19 protein-coding genes and 2 tRNA genes are annotated in these 24,634 nt (G+C 30.9%); 13 read left to right on the forward strand and 8 right to left on the reverse strand.

The genetic code is table 11. The annotated features are described in order from the left end of the window. Positions 1-6 precede the first annotated feature (6 nt). Entirely contained in the window at positions 7-930 is a 924-nt protein-coding gene (locus SJY27_RS03315) for a YitT family protein (RefSeq protein WP_397446841.1), read from the forward strand. A gap of 91 nt (positions 931-1,021) precedes the next feature. Here the strand turns inward: SJY27_RS03315 and SJY27_RS03320 are convergent, their stop codons facing one another. After that, entirely contained in the window at positions 1,022-1,837 is an 816-nt protein-coding gene (locus tag SJY27_RS03320; protein ID WP_397446842.1) for a peptidylprolyl isomerase, read from the reverse strand. Between the two features lie 79 nt (positions 1,838-1,916). Between SJY27_RS03320 and SJY27_RS03325 the strand changes: the two genes are divergently transcribed. Both SJY27_RS03325 and SJY27_RS03330 read left to right on the forward strand, forming a co-directional pair. After that, positions 1,917-2,285 carry an RNA-binding S4 domain-containing protein gene (locus SJY27_RS03325; protein WP_397446843.1) on the forward strand — a complete coding sequence of 123 codons (369 nt, stop codon included), beginning with the start codon at positions 1,917-1,919 and terminating at the stop codon, positions 2,283-2,285. A 4-nt stretch (positions 2,286-2,289) separates the two neighbouring features. Beyond that, on the forward strand, positions 2,290-2,793 hold the full coding sequence (locus tag SJY27_RS03330) for a phosphoribosyltransferase family protein (protein ID WP_397446844.1): 504 nt from the start codon (positions 2,290-2,292) through the stop codon (positions 2,791-2,793). On the opposite strand, the gene SJY27_RS03335 is transcribed toward SJY27_RS03330, so the two are convergent. After that, positions 2,785-3,300: a shikimate kinase gene (locus tag SJY27_RS03335; RefSeq protein ID WP_397446845.1), complete on the reverse strand. Its 516-nt coding sequence runs from the start codon at positions 3,298-3,300 to the stop codon at positions 2,785-2,787. The genes SJY27_RS03330 and SJY27_RS03335 overlap by 9 nt on opposite strands. A 94-nt stretch (positions 3,301-3,394) precedes the next feature. On the opposite strand from SJY27_RS03335, the gene SJY27_RS03340 reads away from it, so the two are divergent. The 4 genes from SJY27_RS03340 (at position 3,395) to SJY27_RS03355 (ending at position 5,139) form a co-directional block, all read left to right on the forward strand. Further along, positions 3,395-3,467 (forward strand) — tRNA-Lys (locus SJY27_RS03340). A gap of 51 nt (positions 3,468-3,518) precedes the next feature. Continuing rightward, positions 3,519-3,602, forward strand: a tRNA-Leu gene (locus tag SJY27_RS03345). 70 nt (positions 3,603-3,672) lie between these two features. Next, the gene (locus SJY27_RS03350) at positions 3,673-4,479 is read left to right on the forward strand and encodes a carboxypeptidase-like regulatory domain-containing protein (RefSeq protein ID WP_397446846.1); all 807 of its coding nucleotides are present in this window, start codon (positions 3,673-3,675) and stop codon (positions 4,477-4,479) included. A gap of 276 nt (positions 4,480-4,755) precedes the next feature. Continuing rightward, the gene (locus tag SJY27_RS03355; RefSeq protein ID WP_397446847.1) at positions 4,756-5,139 is read left to right on the forward strand and encodes a VOC family protein; all 384 of its coding nucleotides are present in this window, start codon (positions 4,756-4,758) and stop codon (positions 5,137-5,139) included. A gap of 397 nt (positions 5,140-5,536) precedes the next feature. Here the strand turns inward: SJY27_RS03355 and SJY27_RS03360 are convergent, their stop codons facing one another. After that, complete coding sequence (locus SJY27_RS03360) at positions 5,537-6,124, reverse strand: RNA polymerase sigma factor (protein WP_397446848.1); 588 nt, start codon at positions 6,122-6,124, stop codon at positions 5,537-5,539. Positions 6,125-6,341: 217 nt separating this feature from the next. On the opposite strand from SJY27_RS03360, the gene uvrA reads away from it, so the two are divergent. Next, positions 6,342-9,131 carry an excinuclease ABC subunit UvrA gene (gene uvrA, locus SJY27_RS03365; RefSeq protein ID WP_397446849.1) on the forward strand — a complete coding sequence of 930 codons (2,790 nt, stop codon included), beginning with the start codon at positions 6,342-6,344 and terminating at the stop codon, positions 9,129-9,131. A gap of 297 nt (positions 9,132-9,428) precedes the next feature. After that, positions 9,429-9,773, forward strand: coding sequence for a hypothetical protein (locus SJY27_RS03370; RefSeq protein ID WP_397446850.1), 345 nt, complete (start codon positions 9,429-9,431; stop codon positions 9,771-9,773). A 60-nt stretch (positions 9,774-9,833) separates the two neighbouring features. Here SJY27_RS03370 and SJY27_RS03375 read toward each other — a convergent pair whose 3' ends face one another. Then, positions 9,834-10,058 (reverse strand): hypothetical protein, encoded by a 225-nt coding sequence (locus tag SJY27_RS03375; RefSeq protein ID WP_397446851.1) that lies wholly within the window; start codon positions 10,056-10,058, stop codon positions 9,834-9,836. Between the two features lie 21 nt (positions 10,059-10,079). Beyond that, complete coding sequence (locus tag SJY27_RS03380) at positions 10,080-10,589, reverse strand: DinB family protein (protein ID WP_397446852.1); 510 nt, start codon at positions 10,587-10,589, stop codon at positions 10,080-10,082. Positions 10,590-10,828: 239 nt separating this feature from the next. Between SJY27_RS03380 and SJY27_RS03385 the strand changes: the two genes are divergently transcribed. The 4 genes from SJY27_RS03385 to secA all read left to right on the forward strand — a co-directional run bounded on the left by SJY27_RS03385 (position 10,829) and on the right by secA (position 15,717). After that, entirely contained in the window at positions 10,829-11,167 is a 339-nt protein-coding gene (locus tag SJY27_RS03385) for a hypothetical protein (protein ID WP_397446853.1), read from the forward strand. A 96-nt stretch (positions 11,168-11,263) separates the two neighbouring features. Continuing rightward, the gene (locus SJY27_RS03390; protein WP_397446854.1) at positions 11,264-11,836 is read left to right on the forward strand and encodes a cob(I)yrinic acid a,c-diamide adenosyltransferase; all 573 of its coding nucleotides are present in this window, start codon (positions 11,264-11,266) and stop codon (positions 11,834-11,836) included. Between the two features lie 170 nt (positions 11,837-12,006). Further along, positions 12,007-12,228 (forward strand): DUF2795 domain-containing protein, encoded by a 222-nt coding sequence (locus SJY27_RS03395; RefSeq protein WP_015479930.1) that lies wholly within the window; start codon positions 12,007-12,009, stop codon positions 12,226-12,228. A 150-nt stretch (positions 12,229-12,378) separates the two neighbouring features. Then, positions 12,379-15,717 carry a preprotein translocase subunit SecA gene (gene secA / locus SJY27_RS03400; RefSeq protein ID WP_397446855.1) on the forward strand — a complete coding sequence of 1,113 codons (3,339 nt, stop codon included), beginning with the start codon at positions 12,379-12,381 and terminating at the stop codon, positions 15,715-15,717. A gap of 138 nt (positions 15,718-15,855) precedes the next feature. Here the strand turns inward: secA and SJY27_RS03405 are convergent, their stop codons facing one another. From SJY27_RS03405 to SJY27_RS03415, 3 genes are all read right to left on the reverse strand, one after another. Beyond that, positions 15,856-20,619: a glycosyl hydrolase gene (locus SJY27_RS03405; RefSeq protein WP_397446856.1), complete on the reverse strand. Its 4,764-nt coding sequence runs from the start codon at positions 20,617-20,619 to the stop codon at positions 15,856-15,858. A 54-nt stretch (positions 20,620-20,673) separates the two neighbouring features. Then, positions 20,674-23,760 carry a T9SS type A sorting domain-containing protein gene (locus SJY27_RS03410; RefSeq protein ID WP_397446857.1) on the reverse strand — a complete coding sequence of 1,029 codons (3,087 nt, stop codon included), beginning with the start codon at positions 23,758-23,760 and terminating at the stop codon, positions 20,674-20,676. Between the two features lie 261 nt (positions 23,761-24,021). Continuing rightward, positions 24,022-24,630 (reverse strand): thioredoxin family protein, encoded by a 609-nt coding sequence (locus tag SJY27_RS03415; protein WP_397446858.1) that lies wholly within the window; start codon positions 24,628-24,630, stop codon positions 24,022-24,024. Positions 24,631-24,634 lie beyond the last annotated feature (4 nt).

Raw genomic sequence — 24,634 nt, forward strand, 5'->3', positions numbered from 1 at the left:
ATAAATATGAACCATAAAAAAACCTCTAACTATTTCTCTGAATATTTTCAAATTTTTACGGGAATAGTGTTAACAAGTTTGGGGTTAAAAGCTTTTCTTTTACCCAATGGTTTTTTAGATGGTGGGGTTACAGGTATTGCTTTATTGGTTAGAACTCAAGTAGACATTAACATGTCTTACTTATTGGTTGTTTTTAGTATTCCTTTTTTAATTCTAGGCTATTTTACTGTTTCTAAAAGAATTGTTATAAAATCTATTATAAGTATTTTAGGGGTAGCCTTATTCATTCATTTCGAAAATTTTCAGACCATTACCAATGATAAATTATTAATATCCATTTTTGGGGGATTATTAGTTGGCTCAGGAATCGGAATTGCCATTAGAAATGGTTCTGTTTTAGATGGTTCAGAAATTCTTGGTATATTTTTGAATGATAAATTTGGTATCAGTATTGGTAAAATTGTAATGTTTTTTAATATTATCTTATTTACGGTTACTGCATTTGTTGAAACTATAGAAATTGCCCTCTACTCTATTTTAACTTACATTATTGCTGCAAAAGTTACAGATACTGTAATTGAAGGTTTTGAAGATTTTATTGGGGTAACCATTGTTTCTAAAAAAAATGATTTGATTAAAATTGCCATTTTAGAAGAATTAGGAGTAGGATTAACCATTTATAAAGGTAGTTCTGGCTTTGGTAGTCAGGGAGTTTCTGAAGAGTTTGACATCATTCATACAATTATCAACAGAATTGATATTAAAAAAATGCATAGAATTATAGATGATATCGACGCTGAAGCATTTACCATAGAATTTGATGTAAACAATGTTAAAGGTGGGGTTTTAAGACATTATCTTGATAAAAAGAAAAACACAAAATTTTTAAAACTAAAAGAGTCAGTTGCACAAAAAGAAAACAATATTTAGTTTAAATTTCATAATAATTAAAAAACTCTTTTCATTTAAGAAAAGAGTTTTTTAATGTAAACCTATAAAATTATAAACTACTTATTTGTATTTAGTAATTAGGATTTAAATAATCTGGTAAATTAGGTTGACTAGAATCACTATAATCATTTGTAGGATCTCCATCACCATCAGCATCTTCCTCAATTGATGGAATACCATCATTATCATGATCAGTGTCTTTTACAAAGTCTAAAAGTTCCACTTTAAAAACAATTATTTGGTCAAATAAAGCATTATCTAATCCACCTAATTGATAATTTATAGAAGGGTAAGCTAAACCACTTGGTATAAAAATAAAACCTTTTCCTGTATTTTGGAACGTTAAAGGACCATTGTTGGTAATATTTTCACCCGGCTTTAATATTGGAAATCCTTTTGTCCAACCTCTAATTGGTGTAGATGCACTGCCAGAAATACCAAAAGTATTTGCCAAACTCCACCAAGTTTCATCTGCCTCGTCAAAAGGGTCTGTATCTAAACTATTATTTAAAAGTTGTATTCCTTTCCTATTTACAAAAATAGAATCCATTTCAGTTGGATTTCCTTTAGGAGGTGTTGTAACACCTTCTTCAGTAACAAAAACATATAATTTGTAGTTAATACTATTTTGTTCTGTTTCAATAATTTCTAACCTACTATCTGCTAATAATGACGTTTGATTTGCATCAATTAATTGTAAAGAATCTAAACTCTCATTATAATAATGACTCTCTAAAAAAGTAACAATGGTATCATTATCAGAAATAGCCAAAGCTTCATAATCTACATTTTCGTAAGGATTTGTAAAACCATTTAAATTATCGTCACAAGCATATACAATCGCTGCAAATAATATTAAAGCAAATAAATATTTTATTTTAGTCATTTAATCATAAAATTTGAGCGTGCAATTTACCATTTTTATACCTTTGTAAAAAGACAAAAGATATATTTTAACTTTTTTTATGAGGGTAGATAAATACTTGTGGTGTATTCGTATTTTTAAAACAAGAAGCATAGCAACTGCAGCTTGTAAAAAGGGACAAGTTAAAATTGATAATAGCAATATAAAACCATCAAAAGAGGTTTATGGTAATGAATTAATTTTGATTCGTAAAAACCAAATTAATTATCAAATAAAAGTTTTAGATTTACCAAAAAGCAGAGTGGGTGCAAAATTGGTGGATTTATATCGAAAAGATATTACACCAAAAGAAGAATTTGAAAAAAATGAACTCTTAAAATACTCAAAAGATTACTATCGCAAAAAGGGAGCTGGTAGGCCAACCAAAAAAGATAGAAGAGATATAGAAGGATTTACCGAAGATTTGTAAAATTATGACAATAGAAGGAAATATTATTTTAAATACTACTCAAATAAATCAAAAGATAAGACGTATTGCTTATCAAATTTATGAAACCAACAGTAATGAAAAAGAAGTTATTATTGCTGGTATTGTTGGTAATGGCTATCTATTATCTGAAAAATTGGTGAAAATTTTAAACGAAATATCTACTTTAAAAATTACACTTTGTCAAGTAAATATTAACAAGAAAAAACCTTTAGAAGCTATTTCTACATCTTTAAAAGTTGAAGACTACAAAAATAAGCCTTTAATTCTAGTTGATGATGTTTTAAATTCTGGTACTACTTTAATTTATGGTGTTAAACACTTTTTAGAAGTACCTTTAAAACGTTTTAAAACTGCTGTTTTAGTAAATAGAAATCATAAAAAATATCCTGTAAAAGCCGACTTTAAAGGGGTTTCTTTATCAACATCTATTAAAGAACATGTACAAGTTGATTTTTTTGAAGATGAAGCTAGAGCATATTTAGTTTAAAATATTATAAATTTCATCTGCAACTTCGCTCTTTTTTTTACCATCAATTTTAAAAGTCATTTTAGCTTGTTCATAAAAAAAACGTCTTTCAAACAAATGTTTGGCAACAAATTCTGGTATTTTATTATCACCCAAAGAGGCTATCAATGGTCTTTTAGCCTTTTTCTTAATTAACCTTTTAACCATTGTTGGCACACTACCCTGTAAATAAATAGAAATGGAATCTGAATTATTTATAAGTTCCATATTATTTGCATAACAAGGTGTGCCTCCACCCAAAGAAAGGATACAATCCTCATCTTTTTCTAAAATTTCTTTTAAATATCGATGTTCTATATTTCTAAAATAAATTTCTCCTTTTTCTTTAAAAATGGTTGTAATAGACATTTTTTCTTTGTCAACAATGTAATCATCTAAATCTATAAAACTGATATTTAAAGTTTTAGAAAGTTTTTTACCAATGCTCGATTTTCCAGAAGCCATATATCCTAGCAGAACTAATCTCATTTTTTTAAATTTTTTGTAAATATCGTTAAAATTTCTTCAAATTTATATTTCAGTTTTAAATGATTGATAGTATATTTGCACCTCGTAATTTTTAGACCTGGTAGCTCAGTTGGTAGAGCATCTCCCTTTTAAGGAGAGGGTCCTGGGTTCGAGCCCCAGCCCGGTCACTAAAAAAGTTAAGCTTACGCTTAACTTTTTTATTTAAAAATAGTTTTTTTGCGCACGTGGCGAAATTGGTAGACGCGCAGCCTTGAGGGGGCTGTTTTCGTAAGAAAGTGGAAGTTCGAATCTTCTCGTGCGCACTTAAAAATTATTTTACATCTTCACATAATATTAACCTTTCTATTCGGTTTTATACTTAATTTTGTTTTTATGCAAAAAAATATACTCATTCTGTGCTTATTGTTTTTAAGTTTAAGTACATTTTCTCAACAAGATAGTATTCGTACTAAAACATTAAAAGGGCAAATTATACACGCTGTTAATAAGCAGGCTTTAAGTGCTGCACATATTTTAAATCTAAATACTGTACAAGGAACCATTACAAATGATAAAGGTTTTTTTGAGTTGCCAACAACTGCAAACGATACCATTTTGGTTTCTTACTTAGGGTTTTCGTCTATTAAAGTTAAAGTTACCAACGATTTATTAAAAGGTAATGAGTTAGAAATTGCACTATACGAAAAACCAGAACAAATTAAAGAAATTATTATAAAATCTACCAAACTAATTGGTGTTTTAGAAATTGATGTAAAACAAGTACCAAAAGATAGATTTACCAGAATTCATATTAACGGATTACCACAAACTTATGAGGTTGGCGAACCTCAAAAAAGAAATTTTGCATCTCCAGTTGCTGCGCTTTTTCAACCTGTTGACTTTTTGTACAATCTTTTTGGCAAAAAACCAAAACAATTAAAAAAATTACAAAAACTGAAGAAAGAAGATGATTTGCGTAAAATGTTAGCTGGTAAATTTGATAGAGAAGTTATGATGGAATATTTGAATATGGACAGACAAGAGTTAACTGAACTCTTAACAGATTGTAGTTATTCTGAATATTTTATAAAAAAAGCTTCGGATTTACAAATGATTGAAGCAATTTTAGGGTGTTATGAAAACTATAAAGCACTTAAAATGGGCAAAATTCAGCGTGATAAAATTCCTCGTAAAAATTAAGCAAAAAAAGAGTCAAAAACAAAATGCTTTTGACTCTAATCAACTATTAAAAACTAACTAATTCAACTAAGTATCTTCTAAAGAGTATAGTTGTATGCAAATAAGACGCTGCTTTATTCAATTAGTTACACTATTTTTAGGCTTTAACACAACTTTAAGAATATCCATTTTTAGATATTTTTTATGAAAACGTATAATTTCATTAAGTTTTTCTAACAATTTTTCATAAACATCAGCAAATAATTTTCGATATTTGAATTTAAATTAAGTTTAAATATGATCAATTTTAAGTTTAATCACATTGCGCTTTCTGTAAAAGATGTCGATAAATCTGTAGCATTTTACCAAAAAGTATTTCAATTTAAAGAGATAGAAAATACGGCTTCAAATTCTAAAACAAGATGGCTTTCTTTAGGCGAAGGAAGACAGCTGCATTTAATTCCTCGTCCTGATTTTGAAATCAAAGTAAACAAAGCTGTTCATTTTGCTTTAACTACAAAAGATGTCCATTCGTTTGTTAACCATTTAATTTCATTAAATATTGATTATACAGATTGGCTAGATACACCAAAAAAAGATTACATTAGAAAAGATGGAATTTTACAAGTATATTTTCAAGATCCGAACGGATTTTGGATTGAGGTAAATAATGCGCTTTAAATATGTAAAGTTTTCTATTTAACACTAGCTTTATAATTATCAACACTTTGTAATATGGTAGTAAGGTGATGAAAATAAAAATCTACACTACTTCACAAAATAATAAATAAACGTATAGTATAAAATTACCAAAAAGTTATAGTCTCATTATTTACCATAAAAAAAGCCCCAACATCTGTTGAAGCTTTTTCCACTCTTAATTCAAATTCAATTCAATGAAATCTTTTGATTTAGTTTTCACAATAGTTAGCGATTTGGAAAAATCAATCAAAAATTGAACTGTTTCTTGTTTGGGTTGCATCTGAAATTCAGATGACTTTTTTGAGTAAAGTTGCATCATATATACTGTTTAATACGTTGGTTATAAATAAGTAACGATGCATATTTTACTTTATTGTTAATTTACTAAAATAATTTTATGTTTTTCTATTAATTTACGCATATTTATAAGCGCATAACGCATTCTACCTAAAGCTGTATTAATACTAACACCTGTATTTTCGCTTATTTCTTTAAAGCTCATATCCTTATACATTCGCATAATTAAAACTTCTTTTTGTTCGGTTGGTAATTCATTTACCAATTCTTTAACATCAGCAAAAATCTGTTCTTGTATAATTTGTTTCTCGGCATTTAAATTTCCATCACCTAAAACAGAAAAAATATCAAATTCATCTGTAGTATTAAATGCAGGCATTCTATTCGATTTTCTAAAATGATCAATCACTAAGTTATGCGCAATTCTCATCACCCAAGGCAAAAATTTACCTTCTTCGTTGTAATTTCCTTTTTTTAAAGTTCGAATAACTTTTATAAATGTATCTTGAAAAACATCTTCTGTAATGTCTTTATCTTTTACCTTACTGTAAATAAAGCTAAATAAACGCTGTTGATGTCTATGAATTAGAACACTCAAAGCGGATTCATCTCCATGAATATAACCACTTACTAAAGCGCTGTCTGAAATTGATTTTTTTCGTACCATAACTACTTTTAGAAGAACATCTGGCTCTTCTGTTTTTATTATTTTATTAATAAATTATAAAGTAGTTTTTAACTATATGCGTCTAATTTTGTGGTTATTAAGTCATCAAATATAACTTTTATTTTTAAGTATACAAATTTTTTAACAAAATAGACAACGATCATTATTTTAAAATCGATGAAAATAGTGGTATTTTTATCCCTTATATTCATACTATATGCACACTGATATTTCTACTGTAAATCCGAAAGAAAATATTATCATAAAAGGAGCTAAACTCCATAACTTAAAAGATATTGATGTTGTTATTCCAAGAAATAAGTTGGTGGTAATTACGGGTCTTTCTGGCTCAGGGAAATCTTCTTTAGCGTTTGACACCTTATACGCTGAAGGTCAAAGACGTTATGTAGAGAGTCTGTCTTCTTATGCACGCCAGTTTTTAGGAAAATTAGACAAACCTAAGGTAGATTATATTAAAGGTATTGCACCAGCAATTGCCATTGAGCAAAAGGTAAATTCTACAAATCCAAGATCTACAGTTGGTACATCTACAGAAATTTATGATTATATTAAATTATTATATGCCAGAATTGGTAAAACCTACTCTCCTATTTCTGGTAAAGAGGTAAAAAAAGATACGGTTTCTGATGTTATTAATTTTGTAAAAACATTTGAAGAGCGAACCAAATTATTACTCCTTGCCCCTATTACTATTGATGAAAATAGAGATTTAAAAACCGTTCTTAAAGTTTTAGAGCAACAAGGGTATGCTCGTTTAAAATGGAATGATAAAGTATATCGAATTGCTGATTTTCCGCAAACTGATTTTAAAAATGAAAATTTATTTTTAGTGGTAGATAGAATTGTTACTAAAAATGATGAAGATTTTTACAACAGGTTGGCAGATGCCATACAAACTGCCTTTTTTGAAGGAAAAGGAATTTGTTTTATTCAAAATTTAACGGATGATAAAGTTGCTGAATTTAGCAATAAGTTCGATTTAGATGGCATGGCTTTCTTAGAACCCAACACACATTTATTCAGTTTTAACAATCCTTATGGCGCTTGCCCTACTTGCGAAGGTTATGGAAATGTAATTGGTATTGATGAAGATTTGGTAATACCAAATACAGGATTATCCATTTATGATGATGCTATATTTCCTTTCAGAACGCCTTCATATGTGCATTATAAAGAAGATTTAATTGCGGTTGCTTACAAATTTGATATTCCTATTCACAAACCTTGGTTTGAATTATCAGACCAACAAAAGGAATTGGTTTGGAATGGAAACAAATCTTTTAACGGAATTCATCATTTCTTTTCGGTTTTAGAAGAAAAAAGTTACAAAATCCAAAATCGTGTAATGTTATCTCGTTATCGTGGTAAAACAAAATGTACCACCTGTAATGGAAATCGTTTACGAGAAGAAACCAATTACGTAAAAATAAATGAAAAAACCATTTCTGATTTGGTTTCTTTACCATTAGATGAATTAGCGATTTTCTTTAAAAACATCACCCTAAATAAATACGAAGAGAAAATCGGTAAACGTTTACTTACAGAAATTAATAATCGTTTAAAATTTTTAACTGATGTTGGTCTTTCCTACTTAACTCTAAATAGAACGTCAAATACACTTTCTGGTGGTGAAAGTCAACGAATTAACTTAGCCACTTCTTTAGGAAGTTCTTTAGTAGGATCTATGTATATTTTAGATGAACCTAGCATTGGTTTGCATCCAAAAGACACAGAACGTTTAATTGGTGTTTTAAAAGATTTACGCGATTTAGGCAACACAGTTGTGGTTGTTGAACACGATGAAGATATTATGAAAGAAGCTGATTATATTATTGATATTGGTCCAGAAGCAGGAACCTTTGGTGGTAATGTAGTTGCTGAGGGTACGTACCAAGAAATTTTACAATCAGATTCGTTAACTGCCAAATATTTAAACGAAGATTTACAAATTAAAGTGCCAACAAAACGCAAAACTTCAAAAAATAGTATAGAAATTATTGGTGCTAGAGAACATAATTTACAAAATATTAATGTTACGTTTCCACTAAACAGTTTGTCTATAATTACGGGTGTTTCTGGTTCTGGAAAAAGTACGTTGGTAAAAAAGATTTTATATCCTGCATTGCAGAAAAAACTGAATGGTTATGGAGATAAAATTGGCCAACATACAGATATTAAAGGAAGTTTTAACACCTTAAAATCAGTCGAATTTATTGATCAAAATCCTATTGGACGTTCTTCACGTTCTAATCCTGTTACCTATATTAAGGCTTATGATGATATTCGTGCCTTATTTTCAAATCAAAAATTATCAAAAATAAGAAACTACAAACCCAAACATTTTTCTTTTAATGTAGAAGGTGGACGTTGTGAAGTTTGTAAAGGTGAAGGCGAAGTGACCATTGAAATGCAATTTATGGCAGATGTGCATTTAGAATGCGATACTTGCCAAGGTAAACGCTTTAAAAAGGAGGTTTTAGAAGTTAAGTTTGATGGAAAAACGATTGACGATATTCTAAATTTAACTATTGATGATGCTGTTGCGTTTTTTGCAGAAAATTTGGTTACCAAAATTGCAAATAAACTAAAACCTTTGCAAGATGTTGGTTTGGGGTATGTTACTTTAGGGCAATCTTCGTCTACACTTTCTGGTGGTGAGGCACAACGTATAAAATTAGCATCTTTTTTAGTGAAAGGAAATACTAAAGATAAAGCCTTATTTATTTTTGATGAACCTACAACTGGTTTACATTTTCATGATATTAAAAAGTTATTGGCTTCTTTTAATGCATTGATAGAAAAAGGACATTCCATCATAGTAATAGAACACAACATAGAATTAATTAAATGTGCAGATTATATTATTGATTTAGGTTTAGAAGGTGGCAAAAATGGCGGAAACTTAATTTTTCAAGGAACTCCAGAACAATTGGCTAAAAATACAGCATCCTATACTGCTAAGTATTTGGCAGAGAAGTTGAGTTAATAATACAACTTAATACAACACTTTTTAAAACTTTATAAATTTTAATTTACAACTATTACACTGCATTTCGGTTTTCAACAATCTTATATGCTTTTTAATTATGAAGTAAAATTTAGAAAAGAATTAAAAATTAGTTTGAAATTCCTGTAAAAGATGAACGCTAGTTGCTTTAATCGTTAAAATCTGTTAAGAACATCAGAATTATGTTAATAGTATATTAAAGTGGCATTTTAAGTGAAACGTTTTTAAGTAACAGACGTCTTTTAGATGTATAACATTTAACTTAACACACTTATTATGAGAAATTTAAAATCAATCATCGCTATTATTGCAATTAGTTTAGCAACCACTTTTTCAACACATGCAACTGAAAAAAACTATTCAAAAGTCACCCAACAACTTAGAACAGAACTGGTTTCTATGTTAGGAGACAAAGTTCAAGTTGAATTAAAAGAATCTACTTCTGGAGAAATTTCATTTATGGTCAACAATAAAAATGAAATTGTAATTATTTCTGTAGATTCCAATGTAACTGAATTCAATTCTTTAGTAAAAAGAAAATTGAATTATAAAAAAATAAACGTAAAAGGTGTTAAAAAACAAGAAATTTATATCATTCCTGTAAAAATTAACGCAGCATAAAAAACAACTGGTTGGTTAGTTGGTGCCCAATATTAGTGTAAAAACTAAGTTGGGCATTTTTTATTCGTATTGTTTCATTTCTGAATCATAAAATTCTCCTGCTTTGTCCATCAAATCTGCTAATTCAGTAGCAATATCTTCTTCATTTTCTCCGGTTAAATCTTCAAACCACTCAATTTCATCATCTTTAAGATTAATCATAAAACGTGGAAACTCGGTATGTAACACAAAAATATCTTCTGGATAATTGCTATTATCTGCCAATAAAAACTTTGGTAAATTCATTTTCTTATTATTTCTGCAAACTTACAAATATCTTTCTTTAACTATGTTTAAATGATGCATTTGATGTCCAGAAAATAAATATCCTAAAGCTCTAACCGATATTTTATTGCCAGATGCAAGCCCTATTCTTAATAAAGCATCATCAGAAAAACTCTTAAATAGCTGTAAAGTACTTTCTCTTAAAGTTTTCATTTCATCTAACAAATCATAATAATTTCTGCCATGTACTTCGCAATTATCAACAAAAACATCTTGATCAAAACCGGGTAAATTAGTGCCCTCATTTCTAGCAATACATAAAGCTCGATAACAAAAAACTCGTTCTGTATCTATAATGTGCTGAATCAATTCTTTCAATGTCCATTTACCTTCAGCGTAGGCAAAACTTCCTTTTTCTTTAGGTAATTTTCTCAACGTTTCTTCAAAATCTTTTTGAGAAGCTGTTAAATTTTCTAGTATCGATTTTTGATTTTGAGCAACAAGTTGCATGTATTGTTCAAAATAAGGCGAATATTCAGTTTTAGAGATCATATCAGTAGATTTATGTATGTTTGCTGTGCGAATTTAATCATTTCAGTTCTCAATTTATTCACTAAAAAAAAGAAACATTAAGAATGCTTTTTAGATTCTTTTCTTACCTTAAGTTTTTACTAACATCTACAAACAAACATGGAGTACATTCCCCTTTTGTTTTTGATTTTGTAACAAAAGCCTTATATAACAAAAAGTTGAAAAATATAGATTTTGATCACTATAAAGAACTCAAAGGCATGTCAAAAAAAAAGAGCAAATTACTCTCAAAAATCATTACTTATTATCAAATTGAAACGATAAACTTTGACAAAACAGCTTTTAAAGAAAAATCAAAAAACACCTTTAAAATATTATATATCAAAAATTTAAACAACATATCTACATCTTATTTTTCTAAATTAAATTCAAAACATATTATAATTATTGATGATATTAATGCTACAAAAAAACATCAATTAAAATGGTCAAAAATAATTCAAGATAATAAAGTTATAGTAACTATAAATTTGTTTTACTTCGGATTACTATTTTTTAGAAAAGAGCAAGCTAAAGAAAATTTTAAAATAAGAGTATAACTTATAAAACTGTTAAACTGTTAAATCTTGTTAAGGTTTATTTAAACAGTTTTCAATCTTCGTAACTTTGATGAATCAAATTTGAAACTCATTTAAATGAAAATATACACGAAAACAGGCGATAATGGTACAACAGGTTTATTTGGTGGTACACGAGTAAAAAAGTACAATTTACGTATTGAAAGTTATGGAACTGTAGATGAGTTGAACTCTTACATAGGCTTAATTAAAGATCAAGAAATTAGTAATGATATCAAAGCTTCATTACTAAAAATACAGAATGAACTATTTACTTTGGGTGCAATGTTGGCTACACCTCCAGAAAAAGAAACGTTAAAATCGGGGAAAGAGCGGTTAAACATTCCTAAAATTGATGACAATTCCATTTTATTTTTAGAAAATGAAATTGATGTAATGGATCAAGAACTTCCTCAGATGACACATTTTATTTTACCTGGTGGTCATCAAGCAGTGTCATTCTGTCACGTGGCAAGATGTGTTTGCAGACGTGCAGAACGTTTGTCTGTAGAATTAAATGACCAAGAAAACATTAATGATGACATTTTAAAATACCTAAACCGACTTTCTGACTACCTTTTTGTGTTGGCACGAAAATTGACCAAAGATTTGTTAATAGAGGAAGTTAAATGGATTCCCGAAAAAAAATAATAAGTTCTTTTTTTATCGATTTTGAAGTTATTTAATCATTTACAAATTACACAACATATTGGTTTTCAGTATCTAATAAAAATTAACAATAACTTCATTTTATATTTCTTAAAAAAGACTTGCATAATTCAGCAAAAAAATTATTTTTGCACAAAATTAAACGATAAGAAATGTATTGGACATTAGAATTAGCATCTTATTTAGCAGATGCACCTTGGCCAGCAACCAAAGACGAATTAATAGATTACGCCATTAGAACTGGAGCTCCTTTAGAAGTTGTAGAAAACTTACAGGATATCGAAGATGAAGGCGATGCTTATGATTCTATTATTGAAATTTGGCCAGATTATCCCACAGAAGATGATTACCTTTGGAATGAGGATGAATACTAAAAAAAACAATAAAATATAAAAAGTCTCTAAAGAGGCTTTTTTTTTGTTTTTCTTTTAATCAAAAAAAAATTAAAAGGTGCTAACTTCTATTTTTTTAATTTAAACAAAACACTAATAGTTACCTTAAGTAACTGAAAAATATATACATATATGGGCATATTAGATTCTGTAATAAAACTTTTTGTTGGTGATAAACAACAAAAAGACTTAAAAACACTACAACCAATTGTAGAAGATGTAAAAAAGTTTGAGGCTACTTTAGCGCAACTTTCTCACGATGAATTGCGTGCTAAAACGCAAGAATTCAAAGCTAAGATTAAGGCAGCTACTAAAGAATTAGATGATAAAATTTCAACGCTAGAACTAGAAGCCAAAGATGCTGATATAGATAGACAAGAAGATATTTATACAGAAATTGATGCCTTAAAAGACGAAGCGTATACCATTTCTGAAGCCAAACTTGCTGAAATAATGCCAGAAGCTTTTGCTGTTATTAAAGAAACTGCAAAACGTTTTGTAGAAAATGAAGAAATAGAAGTAACAGCAACACCTTTTGATAGAGAATTATCAGCAGAAAACGAACACATTTCTTTAGAAGATGATAAGGCTTATTGGGCAAATTCTTGGGATGCTGCTGGAAAACCTGTTACTTGGGACATGATTCATTATGATGTACAATTAATTGGTGGTTCTGTTTTACATCAAGGTAAGATTGCAGAAATGATGACTGGTGAAGGAAAAACACTAGTTTCAACTTTACCTGTGTACTTGAATGCTTTAACCGGAAATGGAGTTCACGTAGTTACCGTAAATGATTATTTAGCAAAACGTGATAGAGCTTGGATGGCGCCTATTTTCGAATTTCACGGTTTATCTACAGATTGTATCGATTTTCATCAACCGAATTCAGACGCACGTAGAAAAGCCTACAATGCAGACATTACTTATGGTACCAATAACGAATTTGGCTTCGATTATTTGCGTGATAATATGGCTAGCTCTAAAGACGATTTGGTACAAAGAGCGCCAAATTATGCTATAATAGATGAAGTAGATTCAGTTTTAATAGATGATGCAAGAACTCCGTTAATTATTTCTGGACCAGTTCCTCAAGGAGACAGACACGAATTTACAGAATTAAAACCTTTAGTTGCTGATTTAGTAGGCTTACAAAAAAAACATTTAGTTGGTGTTTTAGCAGAGGCTAAAAAATTAATTGCTGCTGGTGATGATAAAGAAGGTGGCAAATTATTATTAAGAGTGTACAGAGGTTTACCTAAAAACAAAGCCTTAATCAAATTTTTATCGCAAGAAGGTATCAAACAAATTTTGCAAAAGACAGAAAACTTTTACATGCAAGATAACAATAAGTTGATGCCAGAAGTTGATGAAGACTTATGGTTTGTGGTAGAAGAAAAAAACAATCAAATTGATTTGACAGATAAAGGTATCGCACATTTATCAGAAAAAACCAATAACGATACATTTTTTGTTTTACCAGATATTGGTGTAAAAATTGGTGAAATTGATAGTGCTGAAATAGATAAAGAAGAAAAAGCAGCGCAAAAAGAAGAGTTATATAAAGACTTTAGCATCAAAAGCGAACGTATTCATACCATGAATCAACTTTTAAAAGCCTATACTGTTTTTGAAAAAGATGTTGAATATGTAGTGATGGAAAATAAAGTGATGATTGTAGACGAACAAACGGGTCGTATTATGGACGGTCGTCGTTATTCTGATGGATTACATCAAGCTATTGAAGCCAAAGAAAATGTAAAAATTGAAGATGCTACACAAACTTTTGCTACAGTAACTTTACAGAATTACTTTAGAATGTATCGTAAACTTTCTGGTATGACAGGAACTGCGATTACTGAAGCTGGTGAATTATGGGAAATCTATAAATTAGATGTTGTAGAAATACCTACCAACAAACCAATTCAAAGAGACGATAAAGAAGATTTAGTATACAAAACAGCACGTGAAAAATACAATGCTGTAATTGAAGATGTTGTAAAATTAGTGGCACAAAACAGGCCTGTTTTAGTGGGTACAACTTCTGTAGAAATTTCAGAATTATTGGGTAGAATGTTGCAAATGCGTAAAATTCCTCATAATATTTTAAATGCAAAATTACACAAACGTGAAGCAGATGTTGTTGCTGAGGCTGGAAAACCAGGTGTAGTAACTATAGCAACCAATATGGCTGGTCGTGGAACAGATATTAAGTTAACTGATGAAGTAAAAGCTGCTGGTGGTTTAGCTATTGTGGGTACAGAAAGACATGATTCTAGACGTGTTGATAGACAACTTAGAGGTCGTGCAGGAAGACAAGGTGATGTTGGTTCCACACAATTTTATGTTGCCTTAGATGATAATTTAATGCGTTTATTTGGTTCTGATCGAATTGCAAAAATGATGGACAGAATGGGCTTAAAAGAAGGTGAAGTAATTCAGCATTCTATGATTACCAAATCTATTGAAAGAGCACAGAAAAAAGTTGAAGAAAATAACTTTGGGATTAGAAAGCGTTTGTTGGAGTATGATGATATTATGAATGCACAACGTGAGTTTGTTTACAAAAGAAGACGTAATGCTTTAGATGGTAAACGCTTACAAGTTGATATTGCAAATATGATTTATGATACTTGCGAGTCTATCATTAACAGTAATAAGGCAGTTAAAGATTTTCAGAATTTTGAGTTCGAATTGATTCGTTTTTCTTCTATGACTTCTCCTTTTTCTGAAGAAGAGTTCAATAAGATGTCAGAAAAAGAATTGGCAGACAAATTATATGATATTGTAACTGAACATTACAAAAGCAAAATTGAAAGAAACGCAGTTTTAGCCTATCCTGTTATTAAAGATGTTTTTGAAAATGAAGGCGATAGATATGAAAGAATTGTTGTTCCTTTTACAGACGGAATTAAATCTTTACAAGTTGTTACCAATTTAAAAGAGGCTTATGAAAGTGAAGGAAAATCTTTAATTACAGATTTTGAAAAGAACATTACTTTAGCTATAATTGATGAAAATTGGAAAGAGCATTTACGTAAAATGGATGAGTTAAAACAATCTGTACAAAATGCATCTTATGAACAAAAAGATCCTTTATTAATTTATAAGTTCGAAGCTTTTGAGTTGTTTAAGAGCACTGTAGATGATATTAATAAAGAAGTATTGTCGTTCTTATTTAAGGGCGAATTACCTCAACAATCGAATCAGATTTCAGAAGCTCGTCAACAAAAAAGAGAGCGTTTAAATACAAGTAAGGCAGACGTTCAAAACACCACTGAACAAGCTATTCAGAATTCTAGACAGCAAACTCAAGAACCTGTAGAAACTGTTGTGCGTGAACAACCAAAAATTGGTAGAAACGAACGTGTTACTATCAAAAATGTAATGAGTGGTGAAGAAAAAGTGGTAAAATATAAACAAGCGATTCCTTTAATTGAAAAAGGTGAGTTTGTTTTGGTAAATAAATAAATTTAATCAGTATCATCTTGTGAACAGTTGAAATATCTTAAAAGATTTATCCACAAGGTCGAAATGACAAAATTGAAAAAATAAAAAATCCGTTTAGAAATTTTCTAAACGGATTTTTTTTTATTGACTTAAATTACTTTATTCTTTTATAAATTTTGTGGTATAACTTAATTCATCAGTATATAATTTTATCAAATATAAACCACTAGATAAATCGTCAACATGTATTTGCTCTAATTTGGTATCGAATTTTAACATTCGTTTACCTAAAACAGAATACACTTCAATTTTAGTAAGTTGTTTTATGCTTGAGTTTATGTATAAAATATCTTTTACAGGATTAGGATACATCATAATGGAATTTGACAGCACATGATCTTGTGCACTTAATGTACAATTATCGCCAACAGTATAAGAGAAATACTTGGTTACCCCTAAACCACCTGCAAATGCAAATTTACATGCGTAACTTATGGTTTGCCCATTGGTTAAACCACTTACAGTTTGTGTGAATTTTTTTCCTCCAGCATTAGTCATTTGAACTTCCGAAAATGGAGATTGTTGCCATAAATAGGCAACCACACCAGTTTTATCAGTGTCTAACAACTCAAAAGTAATGGCTACACTGGTTCCGTTTGTAGTAAACTCGTAATTGTATCCAAGAGAGAATGAACCTTCTATGGCATCACTTGCAAAACCAGCACATTTAGTATTAGTGTTTGCAGTAGTTTTAGCGTTTAATACTATCGGATTATTTGTGGCAACGTTTCCTGATAAATCTTTTGCTTTAACATTAAATGTGTAATCTGTATCTGGTGATAATCCTGTAACTGTAAAAGTAGTCTGCTCACCTGAGTTTGCATTCACAGATTGTGAAGTATTATCAAAATCTATTTCATAAATCACCTTACCAGAATCATCTGTACCATTCAATACAATCTCTGCAGTAGTTGCAGTAATATTGCCTAGAGTTGCCGTAAAATTTTCTGGTGCTGTTGTATCTGAGGAACTTCCTGTACAGCTATCTCCTACTTTATAAGAAAAATATTTGGTTGCAGATAATCCACCTGAATATGCAAATTTACAAGCATAACTTATGGTTTCGCCAATTGTAAGTCCGCCCACTGTACTTTTAAAAACAAGACCCGATTCTTGATTCATTTGAGTTTCAGCAAAAGGAGATTGTTTCCATAAATAGGCAATTACCCCAGATTTATCGGTATCTAACAACTCAAATTGTACTTCTACAGAAGTTCCAATCGTTTCAAAAGTAACTCGATATCCTTGAGAAAAAGCGCCTTGTTGCGCTTCTGATGAAACCTCAGAACATTTCTTTTCTTCAGAAACCGTAATATTTACTGCAGTAGATGTCGTTTTTGCACCTAAATTATCTGTTGCTATTGCAGTAATTTGATGCGATCCAAGACTGGCTGCTGACCATACAAAACTAAATGGAGCTGAAGTATCTTCTCCTAACTTTGTTGCTCCATCAAAAAATTCTACAAGTGTAACTGTACCATCTAAATCACTAGCGGTCGTAGAAATTGTAATATCTGCACCTTCTTTAAAAGAGGAATTATTACCTGGAGATGTAATTGATATGGTTGGTTTAATATTCCCAGAACTTGAAACCAAAACTAGCACTTCGTCTGAAGCTTCATAAGCTCCATCACTTACCGTTAATTTACATTTATAAACACCTTCTACTAAATTAGAAATATTTGGTGATGCAGTTGTGTTATCATTAAAAGTGATGATTGTTGGTCCGTAAATTTGTTCCCAGTTATAAGTAATCGTTTCTCCTTCAGGATCGTTACTTGCAGAACCATCTAAACTCGCAGTTGTATTTGGTGTTATTACAGAAACGTTTGCTCCTGCATTTGCAACTGGTGGAACATAAGATAAAGGACTATTGTAAGAAAACGTCATTTTACCAATATTAAACTCACCACTTTCTATAAATAAACGCAGTATATTTTCACCTTTTCTTAATTCGATATTCGAAACATTATCTGTTTGCCAAACATCCCAATCTGAAGAATAAGGAACAAAAATATCTGGACTTACTTTTTTACCTTCTACTTCAAAATAGAAAGGGCCACCACCTGCCGAATTTCCAGAAGCATATCTATAACTTAAATCGTAATTCCCAGCAGTTTGAACATCAATTGTATATTCCATCCATTCTCCAGCTGAATTCCAACCTACAGTTGCTCCTTCTCCATTTACAGAAATTGCATCGATATTTTCATCGGTTCTAAAATCGCCATTATTACCTATAGAAGTATCAACATAACTAATGTTTTGTCCTATTCCTCCTTCAAATTTATCATAAAAACCAGCTTCCAAAACACCAGGAATTATTGTTGGATTTCCTAAATAAGGTACTTGTTCCCCTACTTGAACCTCTACAATATTGGTAACATTAAATTGATTGTTGATATAAATTTTAGCATAAAAACCGTGAACACCAAGCGTTAAATTATCTGCTTTAAACTCATAAGGTGCTGTTGTATCTTCACCTATAGCAACAGTTCCGTCAAAAAATTCAACTTTTGTAATGCCATTTCCTGTAATAGTTGCTGATAAATTTACGCTTCCATTAGGAAAAGCTTGCGTAAAATTAGAAGACAAAACTCCACTCACATCAACATCTCTACTTGTTTTCATTTGGTTTGCAGGCACTGTTAATTGGTATCCGTCAGAAAAAGTAACCACAATTTGAGCATCAGAATAATTATGAGCAACATAGGTTGTTTCACCATTTTGTTTAAACACGCCTGCAATTGGGTAATTTGCTGTAATTGTAGCATCGATAACACCCAAAGCATTTACGGAATGTAACCAATGATAGGTTTGTGCATCAGAAATACCAAACTTTAAATTACGTTCAGGATAGGCATTGTATAAGTTTACAGCCTCTTGAGGATTAGTCATTGATAAATATTTCCAATAAGTATCGTGCCATAAATTATCGTTATCTTCTTTACTTAATACTCCTGTATTTTGAGAAATTTCTGTCCACAGTTTTTGTGCATATTGTTGATTATGGCCCAAATAGAAAGAACCACCGTGAATTGGATACATTTCTATACCATAAGACGCTGCAATATCTGCTGTCCAAAATGTACCATTATCATAAGAATTTCCCCAAACCCTAGAAACCAAACTGTATTGCTGTTCTGCTCTAAAATTACGTTCATAAACATCAAACCAATACTCTTCAATAGCAGTTTGTTCTGTGGTATAAATGTAAATTCCTAAATCTCTAATTTCTTTATTATTGGTAATTGTTCCCCAATGAATTAAAGAGGATGCAAATTGCATACTTTCCGACGTTGATTCTTGGTCATTTCCTTGTGGGAAAGTTGCAAATCCGTTTGCCCAACTATGCCCTGCATAAGGACTAAAGTTTCTTAAAAAAGGGAATTTTGTATCATTTCTATCATCGGAAGCTGCATCACTAATTAAAGTATTTATCATTGGTCCCCAATTTGAAGCCCAACCAGGCTCGAATTGTTCCATAAAAGCAGCTGCGTGAATAAAATAGCCCCAGTGAAAATGGTGGTCGTTAATATTGGTATCTTGCCCATGACCTGAAGGGTAACCCAATAAAGCTGTCCAAGTATCATTATAATAAAACAAAAAAGCTCTTTCTCCAGATTCGTAGGTTAACCAATCTTCTAATCGTTCTTTTACGGTAGCAATCATTTTATCTCTTGCTTCTATATTACCAGTTTGATCTGCAATTCTTGCAGTTTGTATCAAACGATTCATTACTTGCCCTTCGTTGTAAGAATCGGTCCAAGTGTCTAAACCATCATTTTCTATTTGTGATATTTTAGCATCTAATTCTGATGGACTAAACCCAGCACTATAATTGGCTAAATACGGAATTGTAGGTAAAATACCTTTAAACGTATTTTCTACGGTAAAGCTATTTTCTGCTAACATTTTTAACGCTCCTCTAACAGAACTATACGTATATGCATTAGGCACTGGAGAACTAGACGTTAAATTGTACCATTGATGAGGCAATAAACCTAACAACATTTTATCGTCTGTACCTTCTTTAATAGCTGTAGTAACCGAAAATGTTGTGGTTACTTTAGAATTGCTTTCATTATAAGCCCAAGATGTAGTTGTATTTGTTGGAAAAACATAGGCATATTTCTTTAAATCTTGCGCCACACCAGTAACATTAGCAGTATTTTGTGGCAACATTGCCATAGACCAATAGGTTTTACCGTTTAAAGTGGATGTGTATGTATTTCCAGATTGCATCCAAGTACTACCAGAAGGTGCATAAAAAACAAAATCTTGACCATTTGATGCATTTTCTACTATTAAAAGTTCATTGTCTACAGAAGCATTACCTGAATTTACTTTAATCTCGACAATATCGTCTGCATCTTTTTCATAGTATAAAAATGGCATTCCAATACCAGAAGTCACTTTTAATTCATTATCGGCATCTTTCCAGTTCATTGTAACTGTCCAGTCTGAGTAATCAGAAACGGTTGCTCTATCTGTACTTAACCCAGTTAAACCAACTTCTATTGGTGCAGAATCTCCAATAACTCCCCAAGGAATATAGGTAACAATTAAACCTGTATTTGTGGTTTTCATTGTCATTGGATAATTGAATAAGTTATCTGCGTGATTTTCTTTAATCAACTTAGACCACCAATCATTTGTTGGAATTGGTTTGCCAACAGCATTACCAGTAAGTTGTGGTGACCCTGTTGGAAAACCATTTCTACCAGCACTATCTGCCCCTGGATAAGTATTTGTGTAACTTCCACTACCCACTTGTGTAGTTTGAGCAGAAATTGAGAACGCAAAAAATAATGCAAAAACTAAAAAAATTACCTTAGTTTCTATTTGATTTATAAATGTCATATTTTTATTTTTATTTTATAAGAAAGAATGATGAACAAATAATAATTAGACCACCTACTTTTTTATAAGCTTCATTGTTTGAACTCCTGATAAGGTTTTAACCTGAGCGTAATAAAATCCTATTTTTAAATTTGATCCATCAATAACAGTCACCTTATTATTTGGTGTTGATGAAAACACATTTTTTCCTTGCACATCAAATACCTTAACCGAAGTAATACTATCAACATCAGTTTGAATCGTCCAACTATTCTGTGAAGGATTAGGGAAAACCTTAAGGTTCAAAATTTCTAAATTCTTTACTCCAAGTGATGGTGCTTTCCAGAAATAAAGATTATCTAAATAAATATCATTTGAAAAACCATCTCCCCCAGTAAATTTCAGATGAATTGCTTTTGTAATATCTTCTGTTATGCCTTCAACAGGAATGTCTATACTTTGCCATTTGCCATCTCCATTAGGAATTGCATGGGCTATTTCTGTACCAGAACTGATAACAACTACGCTTGGTATTAACTCATTAACTGTCCAAACATCTATATGTAAAAACTCCATACCTGTTAAGTCTTGAATAGAATTAAACTCAATTCCTTGATGATTAAAGTTAGTATAAGCAAGTACTTCATTTCCAGAACCCGTAGGTTGAAACGCTATATTAGCAGAATTATAACCACTTTGTTGCCAATATGGATTGTAATTTGCCCCAGAAATATTAATATATGAATCACTAAAAATTGAAAGAACATCTGAGTTTTGACGAGTAGGTGGAACTGGTGCATCTATATGGGGAGCCCCAATAAAAAAGGATATTTTATATGTTTTTGTGTTGGTACCATCTTTAGATGTAACGACTACTGTTGCATCTCCAGGAATAGCCGTTGCTTGGGTAATTACTCTTGTAGCTGCAGCATCTGTAGTGGTTGCTAAAGTAACTTGAGGTACTTGTGTTGTGCCACCAGGTAAAGGCATTAAATAAGATTCTGAATTTTGCTTAAAGCCAGAAACGGAAGCTCCGTTTACTTGTAATGCACTTAACGTAGCATCTTTTGCAGCTGCTGTTGGGTTTTTATAAAAATATATATTATCAACATAAATGGCACTTGGTGAGCCATTTCCTCCGTTAAACATTAAGTGAACAGCTCTTGTAATATCGCCTGTAATACCAGCAACTGGAATATCTATACTTTGCCATTTACCATCTCCATTTGTCATGGAATGCGCAATTTCTGATCCTGAACTTAAAACCGCAACTGTTGGCACTACTTCTTTAACCGTCCAAATATCTAAATGTAAAAACTCCATACCCGTTAAATCCTGAACTGAATTCAATTCTATACCTTGATAAGTAAAGTTTGTATAAGCTAACACTGCATTTCCAGAACCTGTAGGTTGAAAATTAGTATTCGCAGAAGTAAAACCAACTTGTTGCCAATCTGGATTATAATTCACTCCTGATATATTGTTGTAAGCATCACTAAAAATTGAGATAACATCTAATGAATTTCTTGTAGGTGGTGTTGGCGCATTAATATGTGGTGCCCCAATAAAATAAGATACTTTATAGGTTTTTGTTGTTGAGCCATCTTTTGATGTTACAACAACAGTGGCATCACCTGGTATAGATGGTGCTTGTGTGATTACTTTTGTAGCTGCTGCATCTGTTGTTGTAGCTAAAGTAATTTGAGGCACTTGTGTTGTACCCCCAGGTAAAGCCATTTCGTAAAATTCAGAATTTGGAGAAAACCCTTCAACTGAAGTTCCATCAATTTCAAAAGCACTTAAGGTAGCATCTTTTCCTGTGCTTGTAGGTTTTTTATAGAAATAAATATTATCTAAATAAATTTCTGTTGTAAAACCATTACCTCCTGTAAATTTTAATTGTATTGCCTTTCTAATATCACCTGTAATACCAGCTACAGGAATTTCAATACTTTGCCATTCTCCATCTCCATTTGAAATTGAATGTGCAATTTCGGCTCCTGAACTTATTACAGTTATACTTGGAGTTACCCCAAAAACAGTCCAAATGTCTAAATGTAAAAACTCCATTGAAGTCAAGTCTTGAACAGAATTAAATTCAATTCCTTGATAATTAAAATTTGTATAGGCTAAAACTGCATTTCCAGATCCTGTTGGCTGAAAATTTGTATCTGCTGAGCTGTAACCATTCTGTTGCCAATATGGATTATAATTGGCGCCAGTTATATTATCATAAGCATCACTAAAAATTGATATTACATCTAAAGGCTCTCTGGCTGGAGGAGTAGGTGCATTTGTATTTGGTGCTCCAATATGATAAGATACTGTGTACGTTTTTGTAGTTGAACCATCTTGAGATGTAACTAAAACAGTGGCGTTACCAGGAATAGATGTACTTTGTGTGATTACTGTTGAAGCTGAATTGTCTGTTGGAGTTGCTAAAGTAATTTGAGGTATTTGTGTTGTTCCTCCTGGTAAAGCCATCAAATAGGTTTCTGTGTTTGGTGAAAAATCATCAATAGACGTACCATCTACTTCTAAGGCATTTAATGTAGCATCTTTTCCTGAAGCTGTTGGATTTTTATAAAAATAGATATTATCCAAATAAATAGCGGTTGAAAAACCAGTTCCGCCAGTAAATTTTAATTGAATTGCCTTGGTAATATCTCCAGTAATACCTGCTACAGGTATTTCGAAACTTTGCCACTTACCATCACTATTTTCAAGGGTATGTGGAATTTCAGCCCCAGAACTTATTACAGTTATACTTGGAATTACACCATCTACGGTCCAAATATCTAAATGTAAATATTCCATTGCTGTTAAATCTTGAACAGAATTAAATTCAATTCCCTGATAATTAAAATTTGTATAAGCCAAAACTGAGTTTCCTGATCCTAAAGGTTGAAAATCAGTATTTGCAGTAGTTAAACCACTTTGTTGCCAATCTGGATTATAATTTGCTCCAGTTATATTATCGTAAGCATCACTAAAAATTGATATTATATCTAAGGCTTTACGTTCTGGTGGAGTTGGAGCATTTGTTGTTGGCTGATCATTATTGTAACTTTTATTACTTGCACTTAAATGATTGATGCCAGTTGATAATAAAAATACACATAAAAGTATTTTTAATTTTTGTTTTTGTAGAAATTCACCCATTTTGTTTGTTTATAGTTATAGTAATTAGTAGATTATAAATCTAAGAATATCATAGTTATTAAGTTTAAAACAAAACTATATATGAACCATACACAAACATTAAAAAGCAGTAATTGTGTAAATTAACACCTTATTTTCCAATACAAAAACCATACAGGTGATAAATAATATATTTATTTCTACTACTAAAGTTAATAGTAAATAACAAAAAAAAGACATCTAAAAATAGATGTCTTTTTAAAGATGAAATTATAAAAAAAGTTACAAAGTCTTAATAGAACAACCTATTGCTCTCGTTTCTGTTTTCTCTATCTTTTTACCATCTAATAAAGCCTCTACAGCATTTTCTACATACTTTTCTGTAACCGCAGATGGGTTTCTAGAGCTATCGTCAATTGCTCCTATATATTGAACTTTCATATCCTTTTTAGTAACAATATAAACATGTGGAGTTTTACTCGCTCCGAATTTAGGATACACTTTTTGCCCTTCATCTAGCAAATAAGGAAATTCGAAACCTTTTTCTTTTGCTCTAACTTTCATTTTAGCCAAACTATCCTCTGGTACTGCTTTTGGATCATTAGGATTGATAGCAATTACAGGGAAACCCTCGTCTTCATAAATATCATTTAAAGCAATAATTCTATCTTCATTGGCCACTGAATAAGGACAAGTATTGCAGGTAAAAATAATTATAAACCCTTTTGCATCGTCATAATCTGATAAAGAAACCATGGTATCATCAATGTTTTTTAGCCTAAAATCTTCGATCGTATCTCCAACTGCATACCCTTTTTCTGTTTTTAACGTGAATGCTGCAGTAGTCAACACAACAACTGCAAGTAATAAAATAGCTTTAATTGTTTTCATAATT

Origin of the sequence: Polaribacter sp. R77954, from assembly GCF_044595335.1 — a bacterium.
In the GTDB taxonomy this organism is placed as follows: domain Bacteria; phylum Bacteroidota; class Bacteroidia; order Flavobacteriales; family Flavobacteriaceae; genus Polaribacter.